At 42.1% G+C, this 14,459-nt stretch carries 16 protein-coding genes and 4 pseudogenes; 19 read left to right on the top strand and 1 reads right to left on the bottom strand.

Features of this window, described 5'->3' with window-relative positions:
• Positions 1 to 202: 202 nt before the first annotated feature.
• The 8 genes and pseudogenes from HMPREF1551_RS05315 to HMPREF1551_RS13385 all read left to right on the top strand — a co-directional run.
• Positions 203 to 616, top strand: a pseudogene (locus HMPREF1551_RS05315) (SMI1/KNR4 family protein); the annotation flags it as partial.
• A gap of 12 nt (positions 617 to 628) precedes the next feature.
• Complete coding sequence (locus HMPREF1551_RS05310) at positions 629 to 1,060, top strand: hypothetical protein (RefSeq protein WP_021628032.1); 432 nt, start codon at positions 629 to 631, stop codon at positions 1,058 to 1,060.
• A 21-nt stretch (positions 1,061 to 1,081) separates the two neighbouring features.
• Positions 1,082 to 1,156: pseudogene (locus HMPREF1551_RS13620) on the top strand (SMI1/KNR4 family protein); the annotation flags it as partial.
• Between the two features lie 94 nt (positions 1,157 to 1,250).
• Entirely contained in the window at positions 1,251 to 2,705 is a 1,455-nt protein-coding gene (locus HMPREF1551_RS05305; RefSeq protein ID WP_021628030.1) for a lipopolysaccharide biosynthesis protein, read from the top strand.
• Positions 2,702 to 2,824 (top strand): hypothetical protein, encoded by a 123-nt coding sequence (locus tag HMPREF1551_RS14330; RefSeq protein ID WP_021628029.1) that lies wholly within the window; start codon positions 2,702 to 2,704, stop codon positions 2,822 to 2,824. The genes HMPREF1551_RS05305 and HMPREF1551_RS14330 overlap by 4 nt, the downstream gene beginning before the upstream one ends.
• An 82-nt stretch (positions 2,825 to 2,906) precedes the next feature.
• Positions 2,907 to 3,185, top strand: a complete 279-nt coding sequence (locus HMPREF1551_RS05300; RefSeq protein WP_034544346.1) for a SemiSWEET family transporter — start codon at positions 2,907 to 2,909, stop codon at positions 3,183 to 3,185.
• A 100-nt stretch (positions 3,186 to 3,285) separates the two neighbouring features.
• Positions 3,286 to 3,546 (top strand): hypothetical protein, encoded by a 261-nt coding sequence (locus tag HMPREF1551_RS05295; RefSeq protein ID WP_021628027.1) that lies wholly within the window; start codon positions 3,286 to 3,288, stop codon positions 3,544 to 3,546.
• Positions 3,534 to 3,713, top strand: a pseudogene (locus tag HMPREF1551_RS13385) (PIN domain-containing protein); the annotation flags it as partial. The gene HMPREF1551_RS05295 and the pseudogene HMPREF1551_RS13385, both read left to right, overlap by 13 nt.
• Before the next feature lie 61 nt (positions 3,714 to 3,774).
• On the opposite strand, the gene HMPREF1551_RS05290 reads toward HMPREF1551_RS13385, so the two are convergent.
• On the bottom strand, positions 3,775 to 4,290 hold the full coding sequence (locus tag HMPREF1551_RS05290) for a ferritin (RefSeq protein WP_021628026.1): 516 nt from the start codon (positions 4,288 to 4,290) through the stop codon (positions 3,775 to 3,777).
• Positions 4,291 to 4,483: 193 nt separating this feature from the next.
• Between HMPREF1551_RS05290 and HMPREF1551_RS05285 the strand changes: the two genes are divergently transcribed.
• From HMPREF1551_RS05285 to HMPREF1551_RS05235, 11 genes and pseudogenes are all read left to right on the top strand, one after another.
• On the top strand, positions 4,484 to 4,771 hold the full coding sequence (locus HMPREF1551_RS05285) for a YciI family protein (RefSeq protein WP_021628025.1): 288 nt from the start codon (positions 4,484 to 4,486) through the stop codon (positions 4,769 to 4,771).
• Between the two features lie 45 nt (positions 4,772 to 4,816).
• Positions 4,817 to 6,169 (top strand): dGTP triphosphohydrolase, encoded by a 1,353-nt coding sequence (dgt, locus tag HMPREF1551_RS05280; RefSeq protein WP_196800713.1) that lies wholly within the window; start codon positions 4,817 to 4,819, stop codon positions 6,167 to 6,169.
• Positions 6,170 to 6,220: 51 nt separating this feature from the next.
• Positions 6,221 to 7,168, top strand: coding sequence for a methionyl-tRNA formyltransferase (fmt, locus tag HMPREF1551_RS05275; protein ID WP_021628023.1), 948 nt, complete (start codon positions 6,221 to 6,223; stop codon positions 7,166 to 7,168).
• 151 nt (positions 7,169 to 7,319) lie between these two features.
• Positions 7,320 to 7,592, top strand: a complete 273-nt coding sequence (locus HMPREF1551_RS05270; RefSeq protein WP_021628022.1) for an HU family DNA-binding protein — start codon at positions 7,320 to 7,322, stop codon at positions 7,590 to 7,592.
• Positions 7,593 to 7,754: 162 nt separating this feature from the next.
• Positions 7,755 to 8,753 (top strand): vWA domain-containing protein, encoded by a 999-nt coding sequence (locus HMPREF1551_RS05265; protein ID WP_021628021.1) that lies wholly within the window; start codon positions 7,755 to 7,757, stop codon positions 8,751 to 8,753.
• A complete protein-coding gene (locus HMPREF1551_RS05260; RefSeq protein ID WP_021628020.1) occupies positions 8,750 to 9,796 on the top strand; it encodes a VWA domain-containing protein in 1,047 nt (348 codons plus the stop codon). The genes HMPREF1551_RS05265 and HMPREF1551_RS05260 overlap by 4 nt, the downstream gene beginning before the upstream one ends.
• 86 nt (positions 9,797 to 9,882) lie before the next feature.
• Positions 9,883 to 10,962: an efflux RND transporter periplasmic adaptor subunit gene (locus tag HMPREF1551_RS05255; RefSeq protein WP_021628019.1), complete on the top strand. Its 1,080-nt coding sequence runs from the start codon at positions 9,883 to 9,885 to the stop codon at positions 10,960 to 10,962.
• Positions 10,946 to 11,605, top strand: coding sequence for an ABC transporter ATP-binding protein (locus HMPREF1551_RS05250; RefSeq protein ID WP_021628018.1), 660 nt, complete (start codon positions 10,946 to 10,948; stop codon positions 11,603 to 11,605). The genes HMPREF1551_RS05255 and HMPREF1551_RS05250 overlap by 17 nt, the downstream gene beginning before the upstream one ends.
• A gap of 381 nt (positions 11,606 to 11,986) precedes the next feature.
• The gene (locus HMPREF1551_RS05245) at positions 11,987 to 12,508 is read left to right on the top strand and encodes an adenine phosphoribosyltransferase (protein ID WP_021628017.1); all 522 of its coding nucleotides are present in this window, start codon (positions 11,987 to 11,989) and stop codon (positions 12,506 to 12,508) included.
• 2 nt (positions 12,509 to 12,510) lie between these two features.
• Positions 12,511 to 13,701 (top strand): aminopeptidase C, encoded by a 1,191-nt coding sequence (locus HMPREF1551_RS05240; protein ID WP_021628016.1) that lies wholly within the window; start codon positions 12,511 to 12,513, stop codon positions 13,699 to 13,701.
• A 22-nt stretch (positions 13,702 to 13,723) separates the two neighbouring features.
• Positions 13,724 to 14,459 (top strand): annotated as a pseudogene (locus HMPREF1551_RS05235) (aminopeptidase); the annotation flags it as partial.

The following is a 14,459-nucleotide window of genomic DNA, read 5'->3' as shown; positions in this document are numbered from 1 at the left end:
AAAGGTGTAAAACACTGAAATATAACCTACTAATGAAAATATTTTTTCAAGTCATTAGGTAACGATTTAGAAACCTAATTTTGAAAAAGCCTGTCCAAATCATCTAAGACTCTGTCTTCTCTTATCTTCCTATCAAAAAAAATAATCCTCTTTGTATGAGTTAATTACATTATTTTTTGTAGTTTTGCATTTTAAATTAGCTTTTGCGGGAAAATTACGTTTTGGTTTAGACCTTTTATTACTTTATGAAGAATACAGAGCAGGCTGGCAGAAAGATGTTTTTCCTAATTATGAAGATGAATACGACCGTGTTTGGCATAATAAAATGTGTTTTCAAAAAGTGTTCAACGGCGATTATATAGCTATTGAGTTGGAACCTGAGAATTATGGCAAGGTTGTCTACCTCAGCCACGATGGTAGTGAAAACCACGGGCTTTATATAGCCGATAACTTTAAGGAATTCCTAATGAACTATGCTGCTGTGGGGTGTACTGGAGGTGAAGATTGGCAATGGGAGCCTTTTTATACCAAAGGCAAAGGTATAGACCCTACCTGTGAGAACGCCCAAGCGTGGCACAAGGTATTGGGGATAAACCCCAAGGAGTTGGAGGGGTAAAAAAGTAAGAAAATGAATAACAAAAAGATGAAATGGATAGAATACTTTTCGGAAAATGGCGACCTATGGCAATTATTTGTAGAGGATGATTACCAAGAAAAACAAGCAGATACCTTAGCTCACAATGGCAATGAAGCTGTGACAAGAACTGAAATGCCTACCATAGATAAGGTACAAGTTACCATAATCCCAGCCGCTCGTATTGTAGACAAAGTAAAAGGACAAGTAGCAAAAGAAAAACTTTTTCACCTCAAGCTGAGCCTTATCAATGGGGATAATTGGTTTGCTATCAGTCAACAGGCATTTTCTAAGGAAGAGATATTACAATATGCTTCTCTTTTTGTAGGGTTGAACAAATTCCAAGCCGAAAGGGTTTGGAAATCCAAGAAATTAGGTGAAGTCAATACAATAAGACTTGAAGATAAGGAGGAAACAAACAATTAGTTTCATAAAATAAATAGCATTATGGCAATACCCTTTAATTTTGAGCTTTTTAAAAAGCGTTTAAACCTATTTTTAGAAAAGATAGAAGACCTTGGAAGAGCTTCAAAACTATATGAATACCCTTATAGCAGAACAACTCACCGCCTTGCAGGATAAGAAATTTGTAAAGTATTACTAAAAGAAAAATATTATGGGCATCGTACTCCGACAATCATTTAAGAATGTAGTGGCTACCTATCTCGGGTTTGCCATAGGGGCACTGAATACCCTTTTCTTATTTACCTATTTCCTTTCCAAAGCACAATATGGTTTGGTAAGTTATGTTACTTCCACCGCTACGATTCTCTCTCCACTGATAGCCTTTGGGGTGTCCAACACTTGGGTACGCTATTACTCTGCTTATACCGATAGGCTGGAACAAGGCAAACTCAATCTGATGCTTTGCCTTTTGCCGCTACTGGTGATTCTCCCTGCTACTCTTTTGGGGAGTATGGCATATGAACAAATCGCTCAATGGCTTTCGGCAAAGAATACAGAAGTGCGCCCGTATGTGTGGCTAATATTCCTTACGGCGGTGGCTATGGCCTATTTTGAGATAGCTTACGCGTGGATGCGGGTACAACTCAAAACGGTCTTTGGCAATTTCCTCAAGGAGGTATTCCATAGGGTAGGGGTGATGCTTCTATTAGTAGCCATTTACTTTGGTGTTATTGATTTTCATCAGCTAATGTGGGGGGTGTTTTGGGTGTATGCCTCGCGTATGCTCTTGATGTTTGTTTCCGCTTTTTATGTACGCCGACCTACCTTTGCTTGGGGATTGCCACAGGGCAAAAAGGAAGTCTTTTTATACAGTTTGTTTGTGATTTTATCAGGTTCGGTAGCTTCTGTATTGATGGACATAGATAAGTTTATGCTCAATCAATACCTGCCTATTAGTGAGATTGCGGTATATAATGTAGCTATCTTTACCGCTACAGTGATAGCCATTCCTTACCGCAGTATGTATCAGATTGTAAGTCCCCTCACGGCACAGTTTATGAACCAACAGAAGCCTCAAGAGCTTGCGGACCTCTATAAGCGCAGTACGGTAAATACTTACTTTGTGAGTATGGTCATTTGTGTACTTATTGTAGTGAATGCCCAGCAGTGTTATGCCCTCTTGCCCGATAAGGATTACAGCACAGGGCTTGGGGTGCTTATCATCATATCCGTAGTAAAGCTCTCCGATGCCTTAGTGGGGTTTAGTAATGCCGTATTGCTCAATTCTCCCTACTATCGCACCGTGCTATTTTTGGGTGTTTTCTTGGTCATAGGTGCCGTTCTGATGAATAGATGGCTCATTCCTATTTATGGAATTAATGGGGCGGGCGTAGCGACCTTGATTGCCTTTAGTTCATATAACCTACTCAAGTCGGTTTTTGTATATCGCAAGTATGGCTTACAACCCTTTTATAAGGAAACATTACAGACTACTCTCTTTGGTATCGTAGCCATAGGAGGTTTCTTCTTTTGGGACTTTCCCTTTCACCCGTTGGTGAATATTGGTTTGAAATCCTTGCTTGTAGGGGCAATGAGTCTGTTTTTTCTCCTTAAATATAAAGTGTCAGAAGAGTTGACGAGGCTGATTAGTAAATTTAGAAATTGATAAAAAGCCTAATATTACTCACTCATCATATCCGTATTCCTGCTGATATTTTAGCTATTATTGATGTAGTGGAAGACCCTCATATTCGCAGATTACAGGCTTCGTTACGCAGAGTGTAAAATAAAATTTTTTTTAATTATTTTTGAGGTTTCTTTGCAAAATACGAAAATTATTACTACCTTTGCGGAAAATTATATTATTATGAACGAAAAAAGAAATATCAAGCAAAAAATTAATTTGTTTGTAGGTTCCATAGGAGCCTTTATAGGAGTGGCGGTATTTGTAGCCTATATTCCTCAAATTATGGCCAATTTAGAGGGGCACAAAGCACAACCATGGCAACCTTTGTTTGCAGCTGGGTCTTGTCTTATCTGGGTGGTGTATGGCTGGACAAAAGAGCCTAAGCCAGATTATATCCTCATTATTCCCAATTTGGTAGGGGTAGTTTTAGGATTCTTAACTTTTATTACTTCACTTTAAAGCTACTGGATGTTTCTGCTTTTTGACTAAAGCAAAAACGACTCACTAATCCCTATTTTGGAATAATTTTTGTACTTTTGCCTTACAAAATAAGAATCTTATGTCTATGACCTTTACCATTAATGAGAGCCATCCACAAGCTTCTGCCCTTGTGGAACTTCTTAAAACATTCAGTTTTGTTTCCTTTAAGGAGACTAAAACAAAGACAAAAAAGACTACTACAAAGGAAAAATCAGCCGTTGTAGAGCCTGCTTTTGAAGAAGAAAGCCCTGAAGATTATGAATTTATTATGGCACTTTCTAAAGAAACCAATAGAAATGTAGCTCACCGTTTGGCTAAGGAAAAAAATATACTATTGTAGAAGATATTGACGAAGATGATTATCCTTTTATCGCTATGTACTTTCAGTACAAGCATAGAATTTGGTCAAGAGACAAGGAACTTATTTTGGGGCTGACAGAAAAAGGTTTTGGACATTTTTTTATTTCTACAGATGAAATAAGAGGACATCTCTACAAGAAAAACTGATCATCTAATAACAAAAAAGACTGCCCTTTTCAGGCAGTCTTTTATTCTGTTAGGTACTTGATTAGCTTTCGAGAGGAACGCGCTCGTCAAGAAGTTTGATAGCGAATGGTTTCTCATCGGAAACGAACTCGAACATATCAAGTATATCATGAACTAAGCGTTCTTCTTCTAATTGCTCGTTAACGAACCATTGTAGGAAGTTTTCGCTAGCGAAATCGTTCTCTTGGCGGGCTACTTTCACGATGTTGTTGATAGAGTCGGTAACAGCGATTTCGTGCTCAAGCGTTTTTTCAAATACATCCTTAAGGCTCTTGTATTCCTGTTGGATGTTGGTCACTTCAGGAGAGAAGGCTCTTACGCCATTTTCGTTCAAGAAGTTGAATATTCTAAGCATATGACCACGTTCTTCGTCAGCATGATTAAGGAAGAAAGCGGCACTTCTCTTGTAACCACGATCATCACACCAAGAAGACATGGCCAAATAAGTAGCACTTGCATGGGCTTCCATTGCTATCTGTGCTTGAAGTAACTCTGTTACTTTGTTGTGCAAACTAGTTGCTTTTCTTGTTTGAGACATACTAATGTTTTTTAATTGGTGCAAAAATATTATTTTTTTTTGATATACACACTATTATGCTATAAAAAAAATTGATAGGGTCAAAAAAATTTTTTATCTTTGCCTTTTGGAGCAATTAGTGATTAGCGAATAGTGATTAGTGGTTAACTAATTGATAACTAATTACTAACCACTAACAACTAAAAACTATCTTATGTATATCATTATTCTGACCTATCAAAAAGACCTTTCAGAGGTAGAAAAGCACTTGGAAGCCCATCGTGCTTACTTAGATAAGCACTATGCTTCGGGTCATTTTATAGCTTCGGGAGCGCAAGTACCTCGCACAGGTGGGGTGATTTTGTCTAAGGCAAGCAATAGGGGAGAGGTAGAGGCGATTATTACCCAAGATCCTTTTTACGAGCATCGAATAGCTGCCTATCAAATCATTGAATTTACCCCTACCAAATACGCTGAGGCGTTTGGCAAGGTACTCTCTTGACCTCTACAACTCAAAATTAAAAACTTAAAACTCAAAACTCAAATGATGGACTGGCAACACCTACTATCCTTGCGCAAACAAGGAGATACCAAAACTCGCTCACGTAAGGAGGAAGACCCTACACGGCTGAGCTATGATGTGGATTACGACCGTATTGTCTTCTCTGGGGCTTTTCGTAGCTTGCAGGACAAGACCCAAGTAATTCCCCTCTCAGGCTCAGGCTTTGTACATACGCGCTTGACCCATAGTATGGAGGTCTCTGTAGTAGGGCGTTCGTTAGGGCGTGCCATAGGAGCCAAAGTCCTTCAGAAGTATCCCCACTTGCAAGCGTTAGGCTACCAGATGAATGATTTTGGTACCATAGTAGCCTCGGCTGCTTTGGCGCACGATATAGGCAATCCGCCATTTGGCCACAGTGGTGAGAAGGCTATAGGCGATTTCTTTCGCTATCATGAAGGGAGTGTACTTCAGGGGCAGCTTTCCGATCGGGAATATTCCGACCTATGTAGCTTTGAGGGGAATGCCAATGGTTTTAAGATACTTACTGAAAGTCGCGCAGGAGTACAGGGCGGTTTGCGACTTACTTATGCTACCTTGGGCACTTTTATCAAATATCCTAAAGAGTCCCTGCCGGTGAGGCCTACTGGGGCGGTGTATGACAAGAAATACAATATCTTCCAGTCCGACAAGGCTTTCTTCCATCAGGTAGCTCAAGAGCTTTCACTCTTGCCTATAGGCGAAGGGAATGAGGCACGCTATGTACGCCATCCTTTGGCTTTTTTGGTGGAGGCGGCCGATGATATTTGCTATACATTGATTGATTTTGAGGACGGTATCAATTTGGGCTGGGTCTCTGAAGATAATGCCTTGGAGTATCTCATACAGCTCATACGAGGTAGCCGTATCAAGCCCGAGACAATTACTCAAAAATACTATCAACTCTCCCATAAGCAGGATAGAATCGCTTACCTCAGGGCTCTTTCCATAGGGACACTCATAGGGGAGGCCGTAGCTCTCTTTGAGGAGAATGAGGAAAAGTTGCTCCGTGGCGAGCTGACCATGTCCCTTTTGGAGAAGAGTAGATATAAGCCCCAAATCAAGGATATTATTGACCTTAGTGTAGGCAATATCTACCAATCGCCACAGGTGGTAGAGAAGGAATTGGCTGGCTATGCAATCCTTCAGCATCTGCTAAGGGTGTATTTTACGGCAGTCTATCACAAATGGCATGGGCAAACCTCCTCTTATGACCAGATTATCCTCAAGACCATTCCCCCTCGCTATTTGCAAGAACAGGAGGGACTCTATGAGCAGATATTGTCCATTACCTGCTATGTAGCCAGCCTTACCGATACGCAGACCACTAAGCTGCATTCTAAACTTAATGGAATACTTTGATAATGACTAACGACTAATGACTAACCACTAACCACTAATCACTAAAAGAAGATGAAAGATTTACGAATTATATTTATGGGGACCCCTGATTTTGCTACAGGAGTACTCCAACACATGGTAGAGGAGGGCTTGCAGGTGGTAGCCGTGGTAACGGTGGCCGATAAGCCTGCAGGACGCGGACAGAAGCTGCAAGAATCGTCCGTCAAGAAATATGCTCTTTCTCAGCAAATACCTGTATTGCAACCTGTCTCCCTTAGGGATGAGGGCTTTTTAGCTGAACTAAAAGCCTTCCAAGCCGATGTACAGGTCGTGGTAGCTTTCCGCATGCTTCCTAAGGTCGTTTGGCAGATGCCAAGGAAAGGTACCTTCAACCTGCATGCCTCTTTGCTCCCTGACTACCGAGGGGCAGCCCCTATCAACTGGGCGATTATCAATGGGGAGACCACCACAGGGGTTACCACCTTTCTCATTGACGAACAGATAGATACAGGAGCTATGCTCCTTAGAAAGGAAGTGGCCATCGCCCCGAGGGAGACCGCCGGTACGCTCCATGACAAGCTCATGGCTGTAGGGGCAGACTTGGTGGTGGAGACACTCGCTCTTATCGCCTCAGGCAAGGTGGTAGCCCAACCCCAAGAAAAACAAGCTGTAGAGAAGCAGGCGCCTAAGATACACAAGGAAACCTCTCGTATTGCTTGGGACAAATCCTTGGAAGAAATTGACCGTTTTGTACGCGGTATGGCACCCTATCCCACTGCTTGGGCTGAGCTACACCATCAGGGAGCCACCTATGCCGTAAAGCTATATGAGGCCATCCCCAAGGAGGCTACTCATACCCTTCCGATAGGAAGCATTCGGGTACAAGATAAGCAGATAGAGGTAGCCGTACAAGGAGGCTTTTTGTGTATCGAAAGTCTGCAATTTCCCTCCAAAAAGCGCATGACTGCTCGGGAGTTTCTTAATGGATTTCACTTTGCTGAAGGGGATTTTTTCGCTTGATTATTTGAGTCATTTTCTCATAAAAACATAAAGTAAGAATTAATAAAACGATAAAGTTTCTCATTTTCAGTGTTTTTTCGAATGAAGTTGTTGGTAGTCTCAATAAAAACCTTACTTTTGTGCTGTATTTAACGAATTAAGTATTTATTTTATGAACAAGACAGAACTCATCGACGCTATTGCACAAGAGGCTGGACTTTCAAAAGCCGATGCAAAAAAGGCCTTAGAAGCTTTTCTAGCAACTGTAGAAAAAACCTTGAAAAATGGAGATAAAATCTCCTTGGTAGGATTTGGTTCTTGGTCAGTAACTGAAAAGGCTGCTCGTGAAGGAAGAAATCCTCAAACAGGGAAAACGATCAGTATCCCTGCTAAAAAGGTAGTAAAGTTCAAACCAGGAACTGAGCTTTCTAATGCAATAAACTAATTAGAAATAGTTTTGTAAAAACAAAAAAAGAGGCTGCCCTATAGGGTAGCCTTTTCCATATAAAATGTTTTTCAAGAAAAAAAAACAACTTTTCTATAGGGAATTTCCGAAAAAAATAGTAACTTTGAGCCTTGAAAGCATGTATGTTTTTGAAGATTAAAAATGAAAGCTATTACTTTTGCAAACCCTGAATTTTTTTGGCTTTTCTTACTTTTTCCTTTGCTGATAGCCTGGCAATGGTTTAGGCGTAAGAAGGAGGTACCTGCCGTATCTTTTTCCTCTCTGCAACAGTTCTCTGCGGTACGTACTTGGCGCACTACGCTTAGGCCTTTGTTGTATGTACTTCGAGGCCTTGCCTTAGCAGCGCTTATTGTAGCCTTGGCACGTCCTCGTTCTTCTTCGGAGATTACCAAGACCAAAACCACAGAAGGGATTGATATTATCCTCTCTATCGATATGTCCTCCAGTATGCTGGCTAAGGATCTCAAGCCCAATAGAATAGAGGCGCTAAAGCGAGTCGCCTCCCAGTTTATAGAACAACGTACGTCCGACCGTATAGGAATTGTTGTCTATTCGGGGGAGAGCTATACGAAGGTACCTGCCACTACCGACAAATCCGTAGTGCTTCAGGCACTTAAAGATATTAAGCAGGGTGAGATAGAGGATGGTACCGCCATAGGTATGGGACTGGGGACGGCCATCAACCGACTGAAGGACAGCAAAACCAAGAGTAAGGTCATTATCCTGATGACCGATGGGGTGAACAATACTGGGGTGATAGACCCCCTTAGTGCTGCAGAATTAGCCAAAGAATACGGCATTCGTGTCTATACCATTGGGATAGGTACCAATGGCAAAGCACTCTCTCCGGTGGCCTATAACCCTGATGGTTCCCTACAATATGATATGGTACCGGTGGAGATAGATGATAAGCTGCTTAGTGAGATTGCTAAAAGTACGGGAGGCCAATATTTTAGAGCAACAGACAATAAGAAATTAGCCCAAATCTACACTGAGATAGACAAGTTAGAAAAATCAAAAATAGAAGAGCTCAAGTACTACCAACATCAGGAGAATTTCCGCCCATGGGCGCTCTTGGCTTTGGTCTTTTTGGTAGCAGAATTTGGTTTACGACACACTGTTTTTAGAAGTTTTGTATGATACATCTTGAAGAAAAAATATATTTTTATCTATTACTATTGCTTCCCTGCTTTGTTCTATTCTATATAGGGGTGCAATATTGGAAAGCAAGAGCGGTGAGGCGATTTGCCGAGAAGGCTACTTTTTCGCGCTTAGCCCCAGAGACTTCCTATTTCAAACCCTGGGTGAAGTTCGTCTTTTTCTGCCTTATAAGTTTCTTTATCATCATAGCTTTGGTCAATCCGAAGGTAGGTACCAAGCTTGAGACAGTCAAGCGAGAAGGGGTAGATATTGTCTTTGCCATTGACGTATCCAAAAGTATGTTGGCCGAGGATATCAAGCCCAATCGTATAGAAAAGGCCAAGCATCTGATCTCCCAAATCATAGACCAATTGCATGGGGATCGAATCGCTTTTGTCCCCTATGCCGCTCAGGCCTATCCACAGCTGCCCCTTACCTCGGATTATTCAGCGGCTAAGATATTCCTCGAAGGAATCAATACCAATATGCTTTCCTCCCAAGGAACCGCTATAAGAGATGCGATACAGACAGCTATTGATTACTTTCAAAACTCCGGTCAAGCCTCGAAGATTCTGATGATCCTCTCCGATGGAGAAGACCACGAGCAAGGCGTGGAGGATGTACTTCAGGAGGTTAAGGATAGGGGAATTCGCATATTCACCATTGGGCTGGGAACAGCACAGGGAGCCACCATTCCTATCACTGAAAATGGAGCTACCTTTCCCAAGCGTGATAGCAATGGGGAGGTAGTCATCACTAAGCTCAACCAACCCCTATTGGAGGAGCTGGCTCAGGGGGGCTCTGGAAAGTATTTCGATGGAGCCAATACCCGTCAGGTACTTGACAATATACAAAAAGCCTTCGAGAATATCGAAAAAAACGAGTATGAATCCCAGGTGTTCTCCGATTACAAAGATCAGTTCCAGTGGTTTTTAGCGATAGCACTCTTTTTATTAGTCTTGGATGTGTTCATCTCCTATAAGAAGACCTTTTGGGTGCGGAAACTCAATCTCTTTGGAGAAAAACAAAAAAATGAAAAGTGATGCGTGATTTCGGCAATGGAGCGATAAGGAGATTAGGCTAAAACCTTGTAAAAGCGATCATTCTATAACCCTATAACCTTTTAGAAATGAAAACAAAGAAAAAGATTTTTATCTTCTTAATTCTCATAGTCTTAGCCATAGGAGGATATTATTGGCTTTCCTCTCCCAAAGCACCAGAGCAGCAGCATGCTGTTCGTATGGAAAACAGAGATATCCGCGAGGAGATCTATATTCCAGGTAATGTGTATCCGGTCAAGGAGATAGAACTCAAGTCCCAACTCTCTGGGGTCTTGGATAAAATCTTCGTCAAAATAGGAGATGTCGTACAGGAGGGTGCTGCGGTGGCTTCTATCAGTTTGGTGCCCAGTACCTTGGAGCTAGAGCGCTTGGAGAATAACGTCAAGATGGCACAGATCAACTTTGATGCGGCCAAGCTTTCCTATCAGCGCTCTAAGAAACTCTTTGAGGCACAGACGATCTCCAAAGCCAATATGGAAGCTGTCGAAAAAGAGTACAATTCGGCTAAGGAACAACTCCTATCGGCACAGAAGCAAATGGCAATCCAAAAAACAGGTAAGATAACTGGCAAGAGTGAGACCTCTAACATCGTAAAGTCCAGTATTGCGGGTACTGTCATCGACTTACCTTTGCAGGAAGGGGCTTCGGTGATAGAGCGCAACACGCTTAATTCGGGGATTACGGTGGCTATCTTGGCCAAGATGGGACAGTTCGTCTTCCGTACTCAGCTGGCAGAGCAATACTTGGAGCATATCCACTTAGGCGATAGTATCACCTTGGCTTTTAACGCCTACAAAGATCTTAAGAGCAAGGCCAAAATTACTAAAATATCCTCCAAAGGAACCTTGGAGAATGGGATTATGAAATATACCCTGGAGGCTGAGTTTCCCGTTCATGCACAAATGCCAGTAATTCGTTCCGGATATTCTGCTACGGCAGAGATTGTGCTTGATAGCAAGAGGAATGTACCCTCTATAGAGGAGAAATACATTACCTATAAGAACGATTCTACCTATGTATGGGTCAAAAATGGACAAAACATAGAGAAAAAGTATATAGAATTGGGAATTTCAGATGGTAAATATACCGAAATTACCAACGGACTTACGGCTAATGATAAAGTAGTACAAAATGATTCAGCTCAATGATATAAAAAAGGCCTACCATACCGAATATGATACGCTACAAGTCTTGAAAGGGATCAATCTGACGGTGAATCGAGGCGAAATGGTTTCTATCATGGGGGCTTCAGGTTCGGGTAAATCGACCTTGATGAACATCATAGGCCTCTTGGACACCTACGATAGTGGTACTTATTATTTCGATGGGCAGGATATGAGCCTTTTGGATAGTGTAGAGCGTTCGGCCTATCGCAGTAAGAACATAGGCTTTGTCTTTCAGGCGGCCAACTTGATTGCGTATAAGAATGTGGTGGAGAATGTAGCACTCCCCCTTTTCTACCAGCATGTTTCCAAGAAGGAGCGGGAGGCACGTGCCATGGAAAAGCTCGAGCCCTTAGGGATTGCCTCTTGGGCGAAACACTACCCCAATGAGCTTTCAGGCGGACAAAAGCAGCGTGTAGCCATAGCCCGAGCCCTCATAGCCAATGCTCCCCTGATTTTGGCAGATGAGCCTACAGGACAATTGGACTCCAAGACCACCGCCGAGGTGATGCAGATATTCAAAGAGGTCAATGCCCTGGGCACTACCATCATTATCGTAACCCATGAGGAGGATATCGCCGCCCAAACACAGCGTGTCATCCGTATCGTAGATGGAGTTATACAATAATGTTTAATGATTAATAATGCGAATCAATAGTTAAAGGACTAGAAATATAGACATCAGGAAAAAGTTGTAAGTAACTCATTATTAACGATTTCTAATTACATCCCCCTAGCCCCCCTCAAGGGGGGAATTATAGAGTGGTATCAAGTAGAATGTTGAACAATCACACTTGAATATACTGGACACTAGCATGATAGTTCAGCATCCTACAATTCCCCCCTTGAGGGGGGGCTAGGGGGGATGTAGAAAAGAATATATTGAATATCAATGAATTACTATATAAAGTGTATTATTTTAACTATTGATTCGCATTAATAATTAACTATTTAAAAATAGGTTTTTTCCTTGAAAAAACGTACCTTTGCAGAAGGTAAACAATGATAAATGAATAATATACAAATACAAGATTACGTACGAGATATTCTCGATTTCCCTAAGAAGGGAGTGGTATTCAAGGATATTACCCCACTACTGGCAGATGCCCAAGCAACCGAGGCTGTATTGCAAAAGCTCTTAGCGCCGCTCCAAGGAGTGCGAATCGATAAGGTGGCTGCAATAGAGAGCCGCGGTTTCTTTTTTGGAATGCTGCTTGCTCATGCCCTTCAGGTAGGCTTTGTCCCTATCCGAAAGCCAGGCAAGCTCCCTGCTGAGACCCTAAGCGAACACTATGACCTGGAGTATGGCAGTAGCAATATAGAAATCCATACCGATGCCATCACCCCAGGGGAGCGCGTACTCCTACATGACGATGTATTGGCAACCGGCGGTACCGCCCAGGCCGCAACACGCCTTATAGAACGCTTGGGGGGAGAGGTTGTACAATGCACCTTCCTGATGGAATTGGACTTTTTGAAAGGACGAGAAAAATTGAAAAAATACAGTATAAATAGTATTCTAAATTATTAATTATGACAAAGAAATTACTTTCATTGCTGATGCTTATGGGAGCGGGTTCGCTCTTTGCACAGGACAACCTGATCAACGCCTTGGCTAATAACCAAGGAAAGGATGTACAGAAGTACTACCAAATCAAGCCTGTTTTTGCCATAGGAGTTACCGATGTCAAAGAACAAGGCCATAGTGGTACCTGCTGGAGCTATACCGGAGCCTCTTTCTTAGAATCTGAAATGATCAAGAAAGGAAAGCAACCGGTGGATTTGGCCGAAATCTATACCGCTCGTAAGGTGTATTTGGAAAAAGCTATCAATTACTTGCGTATGCACGGAGCTCTTACCTGGGGCGATGGGGGCGAATTGCATGATGTAATCAATATCTATCGCAAATATGGAGCCGTGCCTCAGATAGCCTATACAGGACTTATCAATGGGGCTACTAAGAACAACTTCAAGGAAATGCAAAAGGACTTAGAGGGTTACCTCAAGGATATTGTAGCTAGTGAAAAAGTACCAGCCAACTGGAAGGAGGTATTCGAACAGAAATTGGATACCTACTTAGGAGCTGTACCTAAGACCTTTATGTACAATGGCAAGATGTACGATCCGCAGTCTTTTGCCAAAGAAGTTGTAGGCCTACAGGATGAGAAATACATAGAAATGCTTTCAGTAGAACACAAGCCTAAGTACCAAAACACCCTTATGGCAGTGCCAGATAACTGGAGCTATGACTATGCCTTCAATGTGAATATGGAGGATATCATCCGTACCATTGATTATGCTCTTAGCAAAGGCTATACCGTAGCTTGGGCAGCCGACGTATCAGAAAAATACTTCAGCTGGAAAAACGGCTTGGCAGTTGTTCCAGAAAAAGACTACAATGACCTCTCCGCTCAGGAGCAAAAAGACTATTTCCATGTATACTGGAATGAGAAGACCATCACCCCTGAGATGCGCCAAAAAGCTTTTGATAACTACGAGACTACCGATGACCATGCCATGCACATCGTAGGCCTTGCGAAAGACCAAAACGGAAGAGAGTACTATATCGTAAAGAATTCTTGGGGAACTAATAATGATAACAAAGGTTACCTATATGTATCCAAGAACTATGTACGCTACAAGACCATGGCGATCATGCTAAACCTTAAGGGTACTCCTAAAGACTTGGTGAAAAAATATAAAAAAGCAGGCTATATCAGCTAATTCGTATCCAAATTACTATATGATGATGAAAAAAATGCTTTCTGTCTTAGCACTTCTTAGTGTAGGACAGGCCTTGGCACAAGAAAACTTGATCAATGCCTTGGCAAACAACAAAGGAAAAGATATTCAAAAGTACTACCAAATCACCCCTATATTGGCCTTGGATGCCACTGAGGTAAAAAACCAAGGATGGAGTGGTACTTGTTGGAGCTATGCGGTCTCTTCTTTCTTGGAATCAGAGGCCCTAAAGAAGAAAAAGAAACCGGTGGACTTGGCCGAAATCTACACCGCTCGTAAGATTTATCTAGATAAGGCGATCAACTATGTACGCATGCAAGGCGCCCTTAACTGGGGCGATGGGGGCGAACCTCATGATGTGATCAATAGCTATCGCCGCTATGGCGCCCTTCCTCAATCGGCCTATAGCGGACTTATCAATGGGGCTACCTATAATAATTTTGACGAGATGCAAAAGGACTTGACCCCTTACTTAGAGGAACTTGTCAAGATGAAAAGACTCCCAGACAACTGGAAGGAAGTCTTTGAAAAGAAAATGGATACCTACTTAGGAGCCGTACCTAAGACCTTTATGTATAACGGTAAGATATACGATGCCCACTCTTTTGCCAAAGAATACGTAGGCTTAGAAGACGAGAAATACATCGAGATGATCTCCGTGGAGGATAAGCCCAAGTACCAAAATACCCTTATGGCGGTACCAGACAACTGGAGCTATGACTATGCCTTCAATGTGAATA

Origin of the sequence: Capnocytophaga sp. oral taxon 863 str. F0517, from assembly GCF_000466425.1 — a bacterium.
Taxonomy (GTDB): Bacteria; Bacteroidota; Bacteroidia; order Flavobacteriales; family Flavobacteriaceae; genus Capnocytophaga.
Note: the sequence above shows the minus strand (reverse complement) of the source record. Positions and strands in the feature narration are given on the sequence as shown.

Bases quoted from the DNA above. Each gene is read 5' to 3' on its own strand.
- HMPREF1551_RS05310 (WP_021628032.1), top strand. From the start codon at position 629: ATGAATAACAAAAAGATGAAATGGATAGAATACTTTTCGGAAAATGGC.
- HMPREF1551_RS05305 (WP_021628030.1), top strand. From the start codon at position 1,251: ATGGGCATCGTACTCCGACAATCATTTAAGAATGTAGTGGCTACCTAT.
- HMPREF1551_RS05300 (WP_034544346.1), top strand. From the start codon at position 2,907: ATGAACGAAAAAAGAAATATCAAGCAAAAAATTAATTTGTTTGTAGGT.
- HMPREF1551_RS05295 (WP_021628027.1), top strand. From the start codon at position 3,286: ATGTCTATGACCTTTACCATTAATGAGAGCCATCCACAAGCTTCTGCC.
- HMPREF1551_RS05290 (WP_021628026.1), bottom strand. From the start codon at position 4,290: ATGTCTCAAACAAGAAAAGCAACTAGTTTGCACAACAAAGTAACAGAG.
- HMPREF1551_RS05285 (WP_021628025.1), top strand. From the start codon at position 4,484: ATGTATATCATTATTCTGACCTATCAAAAAGACCTTTCAGAGGTAGAA.
- dgt (WP_196800713.1), top strand. From the start codon at position 4,817: ATGGACTGGCAACACCTACTATCCTTGCGCAAACAAGGAGATACCAAA.
- fmt (WP_021628023.1), top strand. From the start codon at position 6,221: ATGAAAGATTTACGAATTATATTTATGGGGACCCCTGATTTTGCTACA.
- HMPREF1551_RS05270 (WP_021628022.1), top strand. From the start codon at position 7,320: ATGAACAAGACAGAACTCATCGACGCTATTGCACAAGAGGCTGGACTT.
- HMPREF1551_RS05265 (WP_021628021.1), top strand. From the start codon at position 7,755: ATGAAAGCTATTACTTTTGCAAACCCTGAATTTTTTTGGCTTTTCTTA.
- HMPREF1551_RS05260 (WP_021628020.1), top strand. From the start codon at position 8,750: ATGATACATCTTGAAGAAAAAATATATTTTTATCTATTACTATTGCTT.
- HMPREF1551_RS05255 (WP_021628019.1), top strand. From the start codon at position 9,883: ATGAAAACAAAGAAAAAGATTTTTATCTTCTTAATTCTCATAGTCTTA.
- HMPREF1551_RS05250 (WP_021628018.1), top strand. From the start codon at position 10,946: ATGATTCAGCTCAATGATATAAAAAAGGCCTACCATACCGAATATGAT.
- HMPREF1551_RS05245 (WP_021628017.1), top strand. From the start codon at position 11,987: ATGAATAATATACAAATACAAGATTACGTACGAGATATTCTCGATTTC.
- HMPREF1551_RS05240 (WP_021628016.1), top strand. From the start codon at position 12,511: ATGACAAAGAAATTACTTTCATTGCTGATGCTTATGGGAGCGGGTTCG.